This window comes from Roseateles albus (assembly GCF_028595345.1).
In the GTDB taxonomy this organism is placed as follows: domain Bacteria; phylum Pseudomonadota; class Gammaproteobacteria; order Burkholderiales; family Burkholderiaceae_C; genus Paucibacter_A; species Paucibacter_A albus.
This window is the reverse complement of sequence record NZ_JAQQXT010000001.1, coordinates 328,285-345,153: the sequence shown is the minus strand read 5'-3', so window position 1 is coordinate 345,153 and position 16,869 is coordinate 328,285. Positions and strand designations below refer to the sequence as shown.

Sequence of the window (16,869 nt, the reverse complement as noted above, 5' to 3'; positions counted from 1 at the left end):
AACGGCTAGCATCAAGCCTCATCAGCAATTGAGCGAAGGCCGGACAAACCGCTAGCCGTCATGACCTTGCTACTCCTGATCAGCGCCGGCCTCAACGTGATGTTCGGCATCGCCCTGCTGCTGCTATGGCAGCAAGATCGGCGCTTCGCCTATGTGCGCTGGTGGGGCTTCAGCTGGATTCTCTTAGGCTGCGGCCTTAGCTTGGGCCCGGTCTTGCATGGCGTCATTGCAGCCGGCCCGGCCCAGGACATTCAGTCCCTGCTCGCCTCGATGGCTTTGATGGCCTCGCAACTGCTCCAGGTCGCGGGCGCCTTCGACTACCGGGGCCGAACGCTGCGCTGGGGTCGGGCGCTGCCGCTGTTTGCAACGACCATGCTGGTTTTGGCCGTCCTGGGCTCGCGTGACTTTCGCAGTGCGCTGCTCTTCGGCGCCACCGTGATGGCCTTGGGTTGCATGACCAGTGCTTTTTTGCTGTGGCGGCGCGGTCGACGCTCCGAGCGCTGGGTGAGCCTGGGCTTTTTGGCATTGGCGCTGGTTCATTTCAGCGCACCTTGGCTAGAGCCGCAAGCCAGGTCCATGATCACCTATGTCAGCGGCCTGCTGGTGCAAACCACGCTCTCCCTCGGCCTGATCCTGCTCTCCGTCGCCCGTGCGCACGCCGAAACCCGGCGCCAAACCGAGCGCTTCAGCAAGCTCGCCGAGCATTCGCTGCAAGGCCTGGTGGTGCTGCAAAACCACCAGGTGGTCTACGCCAACCCGGCCGCGAGAGATATTTTTGGCTTTGCCCCCGGCAGCAGCGAGCAGCCCGAAGACTTGGTCAACGCCTTGGTGCCGCAGGAACTGCGTAACGCCGCACGGGAGCGGCACCAGCGCGCCCTGAGCAACCCCGAAGCGCGCATCGAATGGGAGGCGACCCGCCTCGATATGCAAGGCCGCCCTTTGCTCATCCGTGGGCTTTCAAGCCATTTGGAGTGGGACGGTGCACCCGCCGAATTGATGGTCATGGTGGACGACAGCTCACGCCAACGCGCTGTGGATGCCTTGCGCCGCCAGGCCTTGCACGATGAATTGACCGACCTGCCGAATCGAAATTTCGCGCTCGAACGCCTGCGCGAAATGACCTATCTGGGCGCACCGCCGTTCGCGCTGATCTCCGCCGATCTGGACCGCTTTCAGCTGGTCAATGAGAGCCTGGGGCACGCGGTGGGCGATGCCTTGCTGAAAGCAGTCGCGCGGCGCCTGTGCAACCGTCTGCCGCCGCAGGCACAGCTGACCCGACTCGGCGAGGATCAGTTTCTGGTCTTGCTTGAAGGCGAGGCCGACAGCGCCAGCGTGCAGGTGCTGGCCAAGCAAATGCTCGCCTTGCTGGACACACCCTTTGCCGTCGAAGGGGCCGAGCTGTTTGTGCATATGTCGCTGGGCGCGGCGCTGTTCCCGCAAGACGGCGGCGATGGTGCCAGCTTGTTGCGCGCGGCCGACTCGGCCATGCACCGGGCCAAGGGCAGCGCCGGCGCATCGTTTATGTTCTTTGACATCGCGATGAACGGCGCCTCGCGTGCCCGACTTGATGCCGAGCAGTCCTTGGGCAAAGCGATCACCGAGCGCGAGTTCTTGCTCGAGTACCAACCCAAGTTCCGCGCCGGCAGCCGCCAGCTCTGCGGCTTCGAAGCGCTGGTGCGCTGGGAGCGGCCTGGCAAGGGCCGGGTCAGCCCGGCCGATTTTGTGCCGGCGGCCGAGCGCACCGGTCAGATCAAGGCGCTGGGCGAGCTGATCCTGGACATCGCCACCGCCCAGCTGCGCGCATGGCTGGACGCCGAGGGTCAGGTCTTGCCGGTGGCCGTCAATGTGTCACCGCTGCAGTTCGACGACGCCGGCTTCACCAGCCGGCTGCTCGCATTGCTAGACGAGCGCCACCTGCCGCATGACGCGCTGGAGGTGGAAATCACCGAAACCGCCGCGATCGGCCATGTGGACCGAGTGCTACCGCAGCTGCACCGGCTGCGCAAGGCCGGCGTGCTGTGCTCGCTGGACGACTTCGGCACCGGTCAATCGTCGCTGACGATGCTGCGCAATCTGCCTATCAGCACGATGAAGCTGGACCGCAGCATGATTGACCCGCTGCCCGAGGCGCAAGCCAGCGCCGTGGTCAGGGCGACCTGCGTGCTCGGCCACTCCTTGCAGCTGGAGATCGTGGCCGAGGGCGTCGAGACCGAGGTGCAGGCGCAGGCTGCCGAGGCGCTGGGGTGCACGCAGTTGCAGGGTTATCACCTTGGTCGGCCCTTGTCTGCAGCAGCTGCAGGCGTCTTGCTGGCCGCCGCCCTCGGCGTTCAGCTGCGTACCGACTCGATGCCCACCCAGCCGCCCTCGGTATAGCGCTCACCGGCCACCGCGCCGGCCGCGAACAAGGCATCCAAAGCGGCCACTTGCACGGCGTTCAAGGCGATTTGTCCGGCCGACCAGTTGCTGCCCAGATGGGTCTGCCGACGCGTACCCGGAATCACCAACACATGCGGATGCTTGTTCAAGATCCAGGCCAAGGCCAATTGCGAGGGCGGCATGCCCCAAGCGGCGGCCAGCTCAGCAAGACGCGCCACCAAAGCCCGGTTGTGCGCACCGGCTGCGCCGTTAAAGCGCGGCAGCATGCGGCGAAAATCATCCGGGGCCAGGTCTTGCGTGGCCGGCATCGTCGCGCTCAGCAGCGCCCGACCGAGCGGGCTGTAAGCCACAAAAGCCACGCCCAGCGCGGCACATGTCGGCAGCATCTCTTGCTCGGCTGCGCGCTCCCAGAGCGAATACTCGCTCTGCAAGGCCGCCACCGGATGCACCGCATGGGCACGCCGCAAAGTCTGGGCACTGACCTCGGACAGGCCGATCGCCGCAATCTTGCCCTCAGCCTTCAGCGCCACCAAGCTGTCCATCACCGCCTCGATAGGCCTGGCCGGGTCGCGCCGGTGGACGTAATAAAGGCCAAGCTGTTCCACCCCGAGCCGCTTGAGCGAGTCCTCGCAGGCGGCGCGGATGTAGGCGGGCGAGTTGTCGATATGGCGCTCGTAAGGAAGCGCCGGGCCGTCCCAAGCTTCCTTGCTCCCCCTTGGGGGGCTGGACGCCGCGATGCGGCGGCCCTGGGGGCCGGCATGACTACCGGGCGGGCGATTGATGCCGAACTTGGTCGCAATCAGCAACTCTGCACGCTGCGCGGGCTTGAGCTCGGCCACAAAACGCCCCAGCAATTGCTCGTTATGACCGGCGCCGTAGGTGTCGGCGGTGTCGAGATGGCGCACCCCGAGCTCGAAGGCAGCATGCAAGGTAGCCAGCGACTCGCCGTCATCATGCGCGCCGTAAAACTCGCTCATGCCCATCAAGCCCAGGCCTATGGCGGGAACATCCTGTCCGGCAAGGCGGCGGATGGACTGCGTCATGGCAACACTCTCGCCGTCCCGGAGACCCGGATGGAGCTGCCAGCCGCCGCGGGTATCTCGGCGCGCAACAAGGAGCGCAAGCCCATGTCTTCGCCTTGCACGAGGTCGATCACGCCGCCATGCGGCCATCCCAAGTCGCGCAAATAGCCAGCCAGCGCAGCGGTAGCCGCGCCGGTGGCCGGGTCCTCCAGCACACCGCCGCAGGCAAAGGCATTGCGGGTGTGAAACAGCTGCGGCCCCTCAATATAGGCCAGCAGGATGGTAGTCAGGCCTGCAGCCAACATCAGCTTGCGACCCTCGTCCAACTCGTAGTTCATGGCGGCCAGCGTGGCACGCGACTTCAAGGCCAGCACCAGATGGTCAGCCCCGCCATGGGCCAGCCCCGGCGGCAAACGGGGGTCGAGATCGTCCGCCTGCAGGCCGAAGAGCGCCAGCGCCGCCGTCAGCAAGGCCGGCTCGGCAGGCGCACTGCGCGTTGGTGGTGACTGCAGCGCGGCAGCAAACAGCGCGCCCGCGCGCCGCCCTTCCACGCTGATCTTGGCATTGTTCAGGATCAGTTCGAACTTGCCTTCACCTTGCTGCTGAGCCAGCGCAGCACCCAAAGCGATGGTGGCATGGCCGCAAAACGGCACTTCGTTTTCGGGCGAGAAGTAGCGCACACGCCAGGCCTCGCCCTGAGGCTGAGCAAACACCGTCTCAGAAAATCCCAGGTCGGCAGCAATGCGCTGCATCTCGGCGTCAGCAGGCAGCTGCGGCGCGATGAGAACGCCAGCCGGGTTGCCGCCGGCTTGACCGTCGGAGAAGGCAGAAATCTTTAGAAGAACATTTGGGTGCATATCAAGAGCCGCTTGGGATGGAATAGCTGCGTATCTTGCGCGCTTGGGGCCGGGTCCGCCAGCCTCGCCGGCATGCACGGCCCGTGCAGCCGCACTGAACAATGCAATGCCGCCGACAATATCGCCACCATGGCCGAGCCCGACTTCCAGCATCTTCGTATCTTCCTCGCCGTTGCCGAGGCCCGTAGCTTTCGCGCCGCTGCGCTGAATCTGGGGCTTAGCCCCTCGGCTGTCAGCCAAGCGATGCGGCGACTGGAGCAAGAGATCGGCGTCACGCTTTTGGCACGCAGCACCCGCAGTGTGGCGCTGACTGCGGCCGGCCAACAATTGCTGACGCAGGCCGAGCCGGCACTGCGGAGCCTGAGGCTGTCCTATGCAGATCTGAGCCAGCTAGGCGGCGAGATCAAGGGCTGCTTGCGCTTGTCGGTGCCGCGCAGCGCGGCGCGGCTTGTGTTGGCACCACTCGTGGCGCGCTTTTTGGCCGAGCATCCGGCAGTGGAGGTGGAACTGCACACACAGGACGTGATGGTCGACATCGTCGCCCTGGGCTTCGACGCTGGTGTGCGCTTTGCCGAGCGCCTGCCGCTGGACATGGTGGCGATTCCGCTGGGTGGTGCGCAGCGCTTCATCGTCGTCGGCGCGCCGGCCTTGCTAGCGCGTACGCTGGCGCCGGCTCATCCCCGCGACCTACTGCAAGCGCCTTGCGTGCGCCAACGCTTCGCCAGTGGTGCGATGTTTCGCTGGGAGTTTGAATGTGGGGCCGAACAGCTAACCCTGGATGTCAGCGGCCCCTTGCTGGTGGACGACCAAAGCGTGGCCTTGGCGGCGGCGCTGGAGGGAGCAGGTTTTGCCTATGTCTACGAGTGCGCGGCACGCGAGCACCTGCTGGCCGGCCGCTTGGTTCAGGTCTTGAGTGACTGGTGCCCAGCGGGTACCGGCTTTTCGCTCTACTACCCCGGCCGCAGCCAAGCCAGCCCAGCGCTGCGGGCGTTTATTGCAATGCTAAAGGCGCAGGCGACGGTCTGATTCCGATGGCATTCAAGGGCTCCAGTGTGACCAGCACCGACATTCGATTCCCAAACCCTCGGCGCCCAAGTCCGCAACCTCCACTTGCGATGCCTACGAATGATGGCGTCATGCAATCAATCGGCAATGCCGTGACCGGCGTCACGGATCGCCGGCCACCCCCCTCGATTCGCGGGGATGTGGGCAAGCCAGTGGGTCGGAATAATTCATTCCATCGAATCGCAATCCAGCGACTCACCAAGAGACTCCAGGACCCACCCATGAAAAAGCTTCTCATCGCCGCACTGATCGCCGCACCTGCACTGGCCTTCGCGGATACGAACCTGATCAAAAACGGCAGCTTCGAAGCCAACGTACTGGCTACGGGCTCCTGGAATATCTATCAGAACCTGGACAACTGGACCGGTGCCCCCTACAGTGGTTCGCCGCGAAGCGGAATTGAACTGCGTAACCAAGTGGCAGGAAACACAATCTTCGGTTCACAGTACGTTGAACTCGATACCGATAAGAACAGCTGGATGACCCAGACGTTCGACACCACGGCCAACAAGACCTATGAGCTGAGTTTCTGGGTCGCTCAGCGTGATGGCCAAAAGGGTCTGGCCAGCAATGGTTTGAGCTGGAGCGTCAACGGCTTGAACTTCACTGAAGTGGCCAAGGACGAGAACAAGGAATGGCAGAAGGTCACCGGCAGCTTCGTCGCAACCGCAGGCACCACCACACTGACGATCAAGGCCATCGGTAATAGTGACAGCTACGGCACATCCCTCGACCTGGTGTCAGTCACCGCCGCCGTGCCGGAACCAGAAACCTATGCCCTGATGCTAGCCGGTCTGGGTGCGATTGGCTTTGTGGCCCGTCGCCGCAGCAAGCAGCAGTAAGCAAAAGGCTTCGGCCTTCACAAGAGAACCGGCTGATGTGGCCGGTTTTTTCGCTTGTAGAGTGTTTCTTGCATGTCGTCTTCGTGGTGCCAATTCCGTGCGACTGCTTCGGGCACTGAAAGGTTTTTACACAAGGTTTTACCCTCATATCGACCATCAAGTTTTCAGCGCTCCTTCAGCACTCTCAGCGATTCGCCATCGCCTCACCCAGCTGCACCGCACTACCCGGCCGCCCCAGGTCTTCGCCAAGCCAAGCCGGGTTAAAGCTCCACGGCCCCTTGGGGAACAACATCACGACAGTGGAGCCAAGCAGGAAGCGGCCCATTTCTTCGCCCTTTTTCAGCTGAATTTGCTGGTCGCGATAATCCCACTCGACCACTTTGCCGGGGCGCGGCGGGTTGACGACACCATGCCAAGTCGTGGCCATGCTGCCGACGATGGTGGCGCCCACCAGCACCAGCACCCAAGGGCCATGGATGCCCTCGAACACGCAGACCACGCGCTCGTTACGTGCAAACAGACCGGGCACGCCGCGCGCGGTGACAGGGTTGACCGAAAACAGATCGCCCGGCACATAAATCATGCGAACCAAACGCCCGGCCGCCGGCATGTGGATGCGGTGATAGTCACGCGGGCTCAGGTAGATATTGGCGAAGATGCCATCGTCGAATTGAGCGGCCAGCGTCGCATCGCCGCCGACCAAAGCCGTGCTTGAGAACTCATGACCCTTGGCTTGAAAGATCTGCTTGCCCTTGATGGTGCCAACCTGGCTGATGCGCCCATCCACCGGGCACAGCAGCGTCGCGTCGGCCAGCGGCCTAGCACCGGCTTTCAGCGCACGGGTGAAAAACTCATTGAAGCTCGGATAGGCGGCAATATCCGGCTCGGCCGCCTCCGCCATATTGACGTCGTAGCGTGCGACAAAGCGCCGAATGATGGCTGTCGTGATCGCGCCCATGCGCGCTCCGGCGACCAGGCCGCCAAAGCGGGTGATGGCCTGTTTAGGCAACAGGTATTGCAGCAGCACGGCGGAGCGATCGGACACGGATTTATTCCCTTGGAACCAAGGCTGCGGATTGTAACGAGGGGGCAGAGCCGGCCTTGATTCTGCTGATGTCACGCAGTCCGGCAGGCACCTAAGCGAGCAAGCTTGGCTGGCCAATGTTCGCCATCGCACAGACCGAGAACCAAAGTCAATAGATGCTTGCGCCACGCTCATCCGCCGCTAACCTCAAGACTGGACCAAGGCTATTTATGAACAGCAAGCACCATGGATTTATCCCTTTTCTCTTCACCACCGCCTTCACCGTCTCAACGATGCTGGTGGGCGGCTGCAGCAAGCCGGCCGAAGTAGCGCCAACAGCGCCGCCTACGCCAGCTGCTGTTGCACAAGCAGCTTCAGCGGCGCCGGGCAATGTGGCGGATGCCGATGTGAGCGAGCATGTCGCGACGGTGCTGAATCAGAGCGACTCGCTCAAGACCTTTGACATCAAGGTTGTCACCCTCAAAGGCGATGTGCGTCTGATCGGGATACTCGACACCCAAGCCCAGATTGACACGGCACTCAAGCTCGCGCGCGAAGCGGAAGGTACCCACACCATTCACAACGAGCTCACTCTCAAGCAATAGCTGGCCCGCTAGGCAGGCTGCAGGCCGCGCGAGCGCAACTCCCGCAGCAGCGGCAGCAAGTCATCCGCCGGGCGCGCCGCCAGCTTGCGGTACTCGCGCCCGCCGTCGCTGCGCGCCAGCAACTTCATATTGACCAACTCGCGCCGCAAGGTGCAATGGTCGCCAAAGCCATGCTGCGCTTTCAGCACCTCATTGACTTCTGCCTCGGTGTAAACACGCCGGCTGTCAAAGTGCAACCACAAGCCCCAGATGGCATAACGCTGAACCTGATGGCGGCTGGGCCAACGCATCAAGCGGCCCTGTGCATCGAATTGGCGCAGGGCTCGGTCAGCCAATTCGCTCAATTCCGGATGACGCGGCCCGCGCGCCGGCGGGGCGTTATGCATTGTGAGCTTGCTGGGCAGCGCGCTTGCTGCCGCTGTTGACACAACACCGGCCCGCAAGGCCTGCAGATTGCGATGCCCGGCCGCGCGGGCCAGCATATTCAACAAGCTCAAATGACTGGGTGGCTCACGCGGATCCTCGCTTTGCGAGAGATGCTCGGCGAGTTGCTGGAGCAAGGACTTGGCGAAGGCCGAGATATCGTCGGCGTGCAGGGCAATAGATTCACGAGGCATGATTGAGAGATCTCCACATCACGCGTGTTGCTCATAGCCGCCACAGGAGGCGGTGCTGGTGCTTGCCGGCTTCCAGCTGGGCACACGCGAAACGGGGCTCAGCCTGGTGAAAACGAAAATCTCTTCTCTTTACCTGGCAGGTTTAGCTCATGGTCAAACGCTTCAACGGTCTGCCATGCGGCAAGGCCTGGGTGTTCTGCCGACCCTCGCAGCAGTATAGATGATGGGTGCAGCGGGTACGATCGACACTTCGGCCAAACAAGCCCGACCCCGCATCTACACATATCAGCCAGCCACGAGCGGCCACCGCCATGGAAATCTATCTCGACGCCAATGCCACCACGCCGGTGCTGCCGCAGGCCAAGGCCGCGGCCATCCAGGCGATGGTGGAGGACTACGGCAACCCCAGCAGCGTGCACAGCACCGGCCTGAAGGCCAAGGCGCTGATCGACGGCGTTAGGGCGCGCGCCCAGCGCCTGCTCGACACCGGCGACGGCGCCTCGCTGCTCTTCACCAGCGGCGCCACCGAGGGGATTCAAACCGCCGTCTTGTCGGCGCTGAACTCATTGCGCGGCAATTTGAAGATTGACTTGCTGCTCTATGGCGCGACCGAGCACAAGGCAGTGCCCGAGGCGCTCAAGCATTGGAATGAGGTGCTGGGGCTGAGGCTGCAGATCCTGGCGATCCCGGTTGACACCCAAGGCCGGCATGACCTCGCCTTTTTGCGTCAACACAGCGCCCGCGCGGGCCTGGTCTGCACCATGGCAGCCAATAACGAGACCGGCGTCATCAGCGATCTGGACGGCATCGAGGCGGCGCTGGCCGGCAGCCCGGCGCTGTGGCTGGTGGACGGCGTGCAGGCGCTGGGCAAGCTGCCGCTGCGCTTGCAGGCCCGCCGCATCGACTACGCTCCGTTTTCTGGTCACAAGCTCTATGCGCCCAAGGGCATAGGCCTGCTTTATGTGCGAGCAGGTGCGCCGTTCACGCCGCTGATGGCGGGCGGCGGGCAAGAAGGCTCGCTGCGTTCTGGCACCGAGAATATGTCGGGCATCGCTGCCTTGGGCGCCGTGTTGGCGGCGCTGGACGATGGCCAGACGCTGCGAGACGCGGCCACCATGCAGGGCTTTCGAGCGCGCCTGGGTGAAGCCCTGGTCGAAGCCTTCCCCGGACTGGTCTTCAATGCACCGCTGGACCTGAGCTTGCCGACGACCTTGAACTTTGCCGTGCCGGGTTTGAGCTCGCGCTTGTTGCAAGACCTGTTCGACGCGGCCGATGTGCGCGTCAGCGGTGGCTCTGCCTGCAGCGCCGCCAAGGCAGCACCGAGCTTTGTCTTGCAGGCGATGGGTTTGCCGGACTGGCAGGCGGCCGGCGCGGTGCGGCTGTCGATAGGCCCGGCCGTGGACGAGGCCTTTATCGATGAAGCCTGCGCGCGTATCCGCGCCTGCGGCGAGTCGCTGCGCCGGCATTGTTTGAGTCCCGCCAACAATTTCCCGACCATCGGCGACGGCATCACCCGCTTCATGCAAGACGGCGCTTGCTGCTATTTGCTGGCCGACTCGGTCAGCAAATCCTGTGTCTTGATCGACGCCCGCCCGGAGCAAGTTTGCCGGCTTGCACAGGCGCTGACTTGCCAGGCTTACCCGCTGCTGGCGGTCTTGAGCACGACCGGCGAAGCCGAGCATGCCCAAGCACGCGAGTTGCTTGCTGAGACCATTCCCGAGCTGATGCCCAACAAGCCCGCTGACGCCCTGGGATGGCCTTTAGGCCAGGCGGCTATTGCGCTCGGCGCGCAAGAGCTAACAAGAAAAATAGACGGTCAGGGTCAGGTTTTACTAATCGGAAAGCTTGAATCGGCCACGCCAGAGTTGGCTTTCATCGGCCTGAACGACGCTGAAAGCCTGAGCGCTTGGGTAGGCTCCGAGACCTTGCTGGCGCCGGCCCGGGACGAGGCGCAGCAACTGGCTCTTTTCCTGAAAAATGAACGGCAAGCAGAAGAAGAAGCTGCGGTCCAGCAGGTGCAAGGTGCGCAGCTGAAGGCGTTCATGAGCTACCACCCCGACGCGCTGCTGATCGATGTGCGCGAGCCCTACGAGCAGTTCCTCAGCCACACGCCCGAACTGCCGACGGCGCAGATGGAGGCGCTGCCCCTGTCGCGGATGCTCAACGCGATGCAAGCCTGGTTGTCCGAGCAGCCGCAGCGCCCTTTGCTATTCTTCTGCCGCACCGGCAACCGCAGCCGCCAAGCCGCAATGGCATTGACACGCCTCGGCCACGCCCAAGCCTGGACGCTGGCCGGCGGCTTGGCACTCTTGCCTTCAACGGCCCGCCCCACGCATCAACCCGACCCCGCTCTGTATGTCTGACCTCGACCCCACCCAAGCTCATATTCACTCGTCTTTCTACCGCTTTGTCGCTTTGGCCGAACCGGAAAGCGTGGCCGCGCGGCTGCGCGAACTGAGCCAACCGACGACCGGCATCGGCGGAAATATCCTGGTGGCGCCCGAAGGCATCAGCGCGGCGATCGCCGGCCCGGCCGGCGCACTCGCCGCCTTCGAGCAAGCCTTGCAGGACGACCCCTTGTTCGGCGGCGCCTTTGTCGGCATGGTGTTCAAGCACAGCGCTTGCACGACCAAGCCCTTCACGCTGATCAAGGTGCACACCAAGCCGGAGATCGTTGCCTTTGGCGTGCCGGGTGTTTCCGGCTTGCCGGATGCGAGCAAGCCCGACACGCATGTCTCGCCGGCGCGCTGGCGCGAGCTGATCAAGGAACCCGACGTGCTGGTGCTGGACAACCGCAACAGCTTCGAGTTCAAGCTCGGGCATTTCGAGGGCGCGGTGGACCCCAAGGTCGCGCATTTCCGCGACTTCCCCGCCTATGTGGCCGAGCATGCCGATGAGTGGAAGGCCAAGGGCCAACGCATCGCCATGTATTGCACCGGCGGCATACGCTGCGAGAAAACCAGCGCCTGGATGCAGGACCAGGGCCTGGATGTCTACCAGCTCGACGGCGGCATCGTCAGCTATTTCGAGGCCTTGCCCGATGCTGCGGCCGACTGGAAGGGCGAATGCTTTGTGTTCGACAAGCGCATCGCCATCGACACGCATCTGCAAGAAACAACCACAACTGCAGAGGACGTCTATGCGGGCGAGCCGGACGAAGCCTGGCGGCTGGCTAGAGCGCGCCGGCTTGATCCGAGCGGAAAGTAAGTTACCAAATCTTGCAGCGCTTCGCGTCGGGCTTGACCATCGCCTGACCCGGCTTGCAAGCAAAGGCCTTTTCGAACTCCGGCATATTCACGGCCACACCGTTGATGCGGTAGCGGCCCGGTGAATGCGGGTTGGTCAAGGCCTGCACGCGCAGCGCCTCGGGGCGCGCGTTATTGCAGTCCCATTGCGCAAAGCCGACGAAGAAGCGCTGCTCCGGCGTCAAGCCGTCGATGGGCTGCAGGTTCTGCCCGGCCACATGTTGCTTCCACGCGGTCAGCGCCAGCACCAGGCCGCCGAGGTCGGCCAGGTCTTCACCCAGAGTCAGCTGGCTGTTGATCTTGATGTTGTCGACGATGGTGTAGCCGGCATATTGCTGCGACACACAGGCGGCGCGCTGCTCAAAAGCCTTGCCGTCTTTCTTCGTCCACCAGTCTTTCAAATTGCCTTTGGCGTCGAACTTGCGGCCTTCGTCATCAAAGCCATGCACCAGCTCGTGGCCAATGGTGCCGCCGGTGTTGCCGTAGTTAGGCGCGGCATCCATCTTGGGGTCATAGAGCGGCGGCTGAAGCACGGCAGCGGGGAAGTTGATGTCGTTCATCTGCGCGTCGTAATAGGCGTTGACGGTTTGCGGCGTCATGCCCCATTCACCCCGGTCCAGAGGCTGGCCAATCTTGGCCAGTTGACGCTTGAACTCGAAGCTATGGCCGCGCTGCACATTGGCAATAAAGTTGCCCCGCTCAAGCGCCATGGCGCTGTAATCGCGCCAGCGTTCCGGGTAGCCGACCTTGTTGACGATGCTGCCAAGCTTGGCCAGCGCCTGCGTCTTGGTGGCCTCGCTCATCCAAGGCAAGGACTTGATGGAATCGGCCATCGCGACTTCGATCTCGGCCGTCATCTGCTGCGCTTGCTGCTTCAGCTCGGGGCTGAAGCTGCGCTGCACAAACTCCTCGCCGAGCGCCTCGCCGAGTTGTGCGTCGACCAGCTCGACACAGCGCTTCCAGCGCGGCTTGATCTGCGGCGTGCCCTGCAAGGTCTGGCCGAAGAAATCAAAATTGGCCTGCACCATCTCGGGCGCCAGATAGGCGGCGTGGCTGCTCAGCGCAGCCCAGCGCAGATAGGTCTTCAGCTCGGCCAGGCTGAGCGCTTGCAAGCGTTTGTCCATGGCCTTGAAGAAGCCCGGCTCGGTGACGTTATAGCTGGCCAGCGACTCCGGCAGACCCAGGCCGGCACGGTAAGCCGACCAGTCGAAATGCGGCGTTAGCGCTTGCAGCGCCTTGGCGTCAACCTTGTTGTAAGTCTTGTAGGGGTCGCGGCGCTGCACCTGCGTCAGCGTGGCTTGGGCCAGCGCGGTCTCGGTCGCCACAACGCTGCGAGCGGCCTTGGCTGCGGCTTGGGGCGTGTCGCCGGCCAGCTCGAAGATGCGCGCCACATGGGCCTCGAACTTCTTCAGCATGGCGCGCGATTTGGCGTCCTTGTTGACGTAGAAATCGCGGTCCGGCAGGCTCAGGCCCGCAGCCATCGCGAAGGCGATCACCTGGGTCGCGTCGCCGAAGTCTTGGCCCGAGCCGAAACGGAACAAAAAGCGCTCGTTATTGGTGGCCAGATGCAAAGCGGCCAGCAGCGCGGGCAACTGGCGCTTGTCGCTCAAGGCATCGATCTGCGCCAACAGCGGCTGCAGCGCTGCCAGGCCTTGGCTGCGGGCGGCGTCTTCGTTCATGCAGGCGGCGAAGTAGTCACCCATCTGCGCCTGCTTGGCGTTCAAAGCGGAGCGGTCCGGCGCGGTAGCCAGCTTGTCCAGAATGCCCCAGAGAAAGCGCTGATTCTCGTTCGCCATCTTGGCGTAAACCGACCAGCGCGACTGATCGGCGGGAATCGGGTTGTTCTTGATCCAGCCGCCGCAAGCGTATTGGTAAAAGTCCTCGCAAGGGTCGACGGCGGGGTCCATCGACGGCCGGTCCAGACTCGGCGTGTAGGGCAGCGCGCTGAGGGGCTGCTCGGTCGACTGCCCAGCCAATTGATCAACAGGGCTGGCTTGTGCCAGCGCGGCGGCAGCGCTGAGCAGCATCACAGCCGGGGCCAGGGCCAGGCCTTGGCCAAGATTCAAAAGGGTCGCTGAAGGCTTGCGCATGGGATGTCTCTCTCTCGTGAAGAGTCGGCATTCTCGCCCATGGGCAGCTTGGCAAATCAAATCAAGCTGCCCCCATTAAAAAGGGCTTCAGCTGGGCAGTTTCTGCATCGACAGCTTGAGCGCTTCGAAGCAGCGCGGGTCAATCGCACTGCCGACCGTCTTGGCCATCATGGCCAGCGTCTGGTCTATGGGTACCGCGCCGCGATAGGGGCGTTCGGCGGTGATGGCGTCGAAGATGTCGGCGGTCGTGATGATGCGGGTTTCCATCGCGATATCGGCTGCCTTCAAGCCGCGCGGATAACCGCCGCCGTCCAGCCGCTCGTGATGCGCGCCGGCGACCTTGGCCAACTCGGTGAAGGCACCGATACGCCCCAGGATCTGCTCGGTCAGCATCGCATGCTGCTGCACCGCCTGCCACTCAAGGGCATCCAGCTTGCCCGCCTTGTCGAGCACCGCATTGCTCACGCCGAGCTTGCCCACATCGTGCAGCAAGGCGCCGCGCTTGAGCCAACGCCGCCGTGCCGCGTCCAGCCCCATGGACTCGGCAATCAGGTCGGTGTAGAGCGCCACGCGGGAGCTATGGCCGCTGGTGTAGGGGCTTTTCGAGTCGACCACCTGGCCAAAAGCAGCGGCGATCGCGTCGAGGTAGTCTTCATCCAGCGGGACCTCAAAACTGCCCGGCTCCAGCGCCATCACATCGCGCTCGATGCTGGGCGAATTCAGCGTCGCCCAAAACTGCGGCCGCAGCGCCAGCGCCTCCAACGCCGCCACATGAGTGGGATCAAACCATTGTCCGGAGCGGCCACGCACCTCGGCCAGCGCAGCTTGCATGCCTTCGGCGGTATGAAACACATCGACCACCTGAGCCAGCAGCGCAATGCGCGCAAACACCGGGATGGCCTCGCCGCTCAAGCCAGCCGGCTTGCCCTGCCCGTTCCAATGTTCATCGAGGCTGTAGATGCCTTCCGCCACGGTCTCTGAAAAACGCAAAAGACGGGCAATTTCGGCACCGCGCTGGCAGCGCGTTTGGATCAACTCCTGGGCGATCTCGCTGCCGTCGCGAAAAATGTGCAGGACGCTGCGAAAGCGCTCGGCCAAGCCGGCTTTCAAGCCGGTGTGCTGCAAGACAAAGCGCACCACCTGGGGCAGGCTGTCACCTACGCGCTTGAAATCGCGCTTGAACTGCAGGTCATCGGTCAGGTAGAGCTCGCAGATGCGCGCCGCATTGCTGCTGCAGCCCAGATCCTTCAGCAGCAAACAGTAATAAAGCTCCCACAGCTGCGCGTCCGGCAGGCCAAGCTCGCGCCCGATGTGCATGCCAATCCAGCAGCAGCGCACGCAATGGCCTTCGGGCTGGCCTTCGGTGATGTCCAGCGCATGGCTGAGTGCGCCCATCAGCTCAGACAATTTCAAGCCTGCGCTCAGAGGTTTGGGATCTAGTTTCATGAAACGTCCAGGCGGGCAGAGCCAGAGGGAAAATACCCCGCTCCGCCCGAGTATCTCCGCTACAAGGGCAAACCCGCAGTCAGCCTTGTCGGCCTAGGCCCTAAAGCAACCATCGGCCACAACTAATTCACGAAACCAGCGCCGCCTCACCGGGCATGGCGCTCAGGGCTAACTCAAGCCAGCTCAGGCGCTGACAGCCAGCTCCGGCTCGGGCAAGCTGACCTGGTTGTCGGTGCTGAACTGATAGTCCTTGAATACATGTTCGGCGCTGAGCAACTGGTAGCTGCCGTCGGGGTTGCGGTGCGTGGTGTCTTTCAGGCGCCAGGTCAGCTGGCCGCAGGTCCAGATGTCGAAGTTGCGCATATGCGTGCACAAACAAGTCTTGTCTGCGACCGAGACGCGGCGCTCGCCCGGATGCGCGGCCACCTCGCGGTTGTAAGAGGTGATGTACGCGCATTTGCCATTGGCGTCGAGCAGATAACCATAGGCCTCACAGTTAGGCCGAATGCCGTCGCCGATGCCGGGGCTGGCCTTGATCATGCGCATCGGGTAGCCGGTCGGTGAGATCTCGTTGACCTCGATATCGGCCTCGCTAGCCTTGAAATATTCCTGCTTGATGTCGTCCGGCAGGCCGCATTCGCGCGTGACGGTGAAGCGCGTCGCCACCTGCACGCCCGAGGCGCCCAGCTCCAGAAAACGCACCGCATCGCTGCCGGTGAAGATGCCGCCGGCGGCGATCAGCGGGATGTCCAGCTTCTCGGTCAGCAGATATTGGTGAATCTCGGTGACGATCTTTTCCAGGTCGTACTCGGCCCAGTCCATGCCGAAGCCCAGGTGGCCGCCGGCCAGCGGGCCTTCGATCACCACATAGTCGGGCAGACGGTTCAGGCGGCTGTTCTTCTTCAGGAACAGCTGCAGTGCACGCAACGAGGACACGATGATGCCCAGCTTGGCTTCGCGAAAACGCGGGTGCTCGGCGATCAATGCGAAGGAGCCGAGGTGCAAACCCGCTGCCAGCGTGATGCCGTCGATACCGGCATCCAGCGCCGCGTTCATGCGTACGCTGAGCGTTTCCTTGGGGCCGTTCATCGTCAACTTTTCCATGCAGTTGATGAAGATCAGGCCATTGCCCTGCTTGCGCGCCATGGTCGTTTCGACGTGCAGTTTTGTCGCCTCGGCCAGGTGCTCAAGGTTGAACTTGACCTCGCTCTTGTCCTCGGAGGCCACGTTGTACTGGAACTGCGCTTGCTTGGCCTTGGTGTATTTGGTCTTGTAGCGGCGATCGGTCAGGGTGTTGACCATCGCGTCCGAGATATGGCCGACGCCGCCTAAGCGCGCAGCTTCCAGCGCCAGATCGGAGGAGGAAATATCAACTCCCATGCCGCCGATCACGATAGGCACCAACTCATGCCGCCCTAGGCGCAGTCGGAAATCATCCAGACGTTTCATTTTTCTATCTACTTTCGAAGTTTGGACTCGGCCACCAACGCCGAGGCTGGCAGCCCTGCCGCCAGATCAATTGCCGCGTGCGAGTGTGCCAAAAAATGACGCCCATTGTCTTGTCTTGTGACAAGACTTGGACACGCGCTTGTCTCTGGACGCAAGTATCGCCGCCAATGCGTCAGCGGGTGGCGTCGCCCGCATGGATCTCCCTAAAACCGAGTGGCCTGTCTTGCCCAA

The 16,869-nt window shown here is 63.1% G+C and carries 13 protein-coding genes; 6 read left to right on the top strand and 7 right to left on the bottom strand.

Annotation, left to right across the window (positions count from 1 at the left end; genetic code table 11):
• Positions 1–60: 60 nt before the first annotated feature.
• Positions 61–2,373: a putative bifunctional diguanylate cyclase/phosphodiesterase gene (locus tag PRZ03_RS01405; protein ID WP_273598683.1), complete on the top strand. Its 2,313-nt coding sequence runs from the start codon at positions 61–63 to the stop codon at positions 2,371–2,373.
• Here PRZ03_RS01405 and PRZ03_RS01400 read toward each other — a convergent pair.
• Positions 2,328–3,419, bottom strand: coding sequence for an aldo/keto reductase (locus PRZ03_RS01400; protein ID WP_273598682.1), 1,092 nt, complete (start codon positions 3,417–3,419; stop codon positions 2,328–2,330). The genes PRZ03_RS01405 and PRZ03_RS01400 overlap by 46 nt on opposite strands.
• Positions 3,416–4,255 (bottom strand): PhzF family phenazine biosynthesis protein, encoded by an 840-nt coding sequence (locus PRZ03_RS01395; protein ID WP_273598681.1) that lies wholly within the window; start codon positions 4,253–4,255, stop codon positions 3,416–3,418. The genes PRZ03_RS01400 and PRZ03_RS01395 overlap by 4 nt, the downstream gene beginning before the upstream one ends.
• A gap of 72 nt (positions 4,256–4,327) precedes the next feature.
• On the opposite strand from PRZ03_RS01395, the gene PRZ03_RS01390 reads away from it, so the two are divergent.
• Positions 4,328–5,281 (top strand): LysR family transcriptional regulator, encoded by a 954-nt coding sequence (locus PRZ03_RS01390; RefSeq protein ID WP_273598680.1) that lies wholly within the window; start codon positions 4,328–4,330, stop codon positions 5,279–5,281.
• 260 nt (positions 5,282–5,541) lie between these two features.
• Positions 5,542–6,162, top strand: coding sequence for an FxDxF family PEP-CTERM protein (locus tag PRZ03_RS01385; RefSeq protein ID WP_273598679.1), 621 nt, complete (start codon positions 5,542–5,544; stop codon positions 6,160–6,162).
• A 184-nt stretch (positions 6,163–6,346) separates the two neighbouring features.
• On the opposite strand, the gene asd is transcribed toward PRZ03_RS01385, so the two are convergent.
• On the bottom strand, positions 6,347–7,207 hold the full coding sequence (asd, locus tag PRZ03_RS01380; RefSeq protein ID WP_273598678.1) for an archaetidylserine decarboxylase: 861 nt from the start codon (positions 7,205–7,207) through the stop codon (positions 6,347–6,349).
• Positions 7,208–7,416: 209 nt separating this feature from the next.
• On the opposite strand from asd, the gene PRZ03_RS01375 reads away from it, so the two are divergent.
• Complete coding sequence (locus PRZ03_RS01375) at positions 7,417–7,791, top strand: BON domain-containing protein (RefSeq protein ID WP_263534990.1); 375 nt, start codon at positions 7,417–7,419, stop codon at positions 7,789–7,791.
• Positions 7,792–7,799: 8 nt separating this feature from the next.
• Here the strand turns inward: PRZ03_RS01375 and PRZ03_RS01370 are convergent, their stop codons facing one another.
• Complete coding sequence (locus PRZ03_RS01370; RefSeq protein ID WP_273598677.1) at positions 7,800–8,408, bottom strand: DUF2087 domain-containing protein; 609 nt, start codon at positions 8,406–8,408, stop codon at positions 7,800–7,802.
• 311 nt (positions 8,409–8,719) lie between these two features.
• On the opposite strand from PRZ03_RS01370, the gene PRZ03_RS01365 reads away from it, so the two are divergent.
• Positions 8,720–10,771 (top strand): aminotransferase class V-fold PLP-dependent enzyme, encoded by a 2,052-nt coding sequence (locus tag PRZ03_RS01365; protein WP_273598676.1) that lies wholly within the window; start codon positions 8,720–8,722, stop codon positions 10,769–10,771.
• The gene (gene trhO / locus PRZ03_RS01360; RefSeq protein WP_273598675.1) at positions 10,764–11,615 is read left to right on the top strand and encodes an oxygen-dependent tRNA uridine(34) hydroxylase TrhO; all 852 of its coding nucleotides are present in this window, start codon (positions 10,764–10,766) and stop codon (positions 11,613–11,615) included. Before PRZ03_RS01365 ends, trhO begins: the two co-directional genes overlap by 8 nt.
• Position 11,616: 1 nt before the next feature.
• Here trhO and PRZ03_RS01355 read toward each other — a convergent pair whose 3' ends face one another.
• From PRZ03_RS01355 to PRZ03_RS01345, 3 genes are all read right to left on the bottom strand, one after another.
• Positions 11,617–13,743 carry a M13 family metallopeptidase gene (locus tag PRZ03_RS01355; RefSeq protein ID WP_273598674.1) on the bottom strand — a complete coding sequence of 709 codons (2,127 nt, stop codon included), beginning with the start codon at positions 13,741–13,743 and terminating at the stop codon, positions 11,617–11,619.
• Between the two features lie 87 nt (positions 13,744–13,830).
• Complete coding sequence (locus PRZ03_RS01350; protein WP_273598673.1) at positions 13,831–15,189, bottom strand: HD-GYP domain-containing protein; 1,359 nt, start codon at positions 15,187–15,189, stop codon at positions 13,831–13,833.
• 183 nt (positions 15,190–15,372) lie between these two features.
• Positions 15,373–16,638 (bottom strand): nitronate monooxygenase, encoded by a 1,266-nt coding sequence (locus PRZ03_RS01345; protein ID WP_263534996.1) that lies wholly within the window; start codon positions 16,636–16,638, stop codon positions 15,373–15,375.
• Positions 16,639–16,869 lie beyond the last annotated feature (231 nt).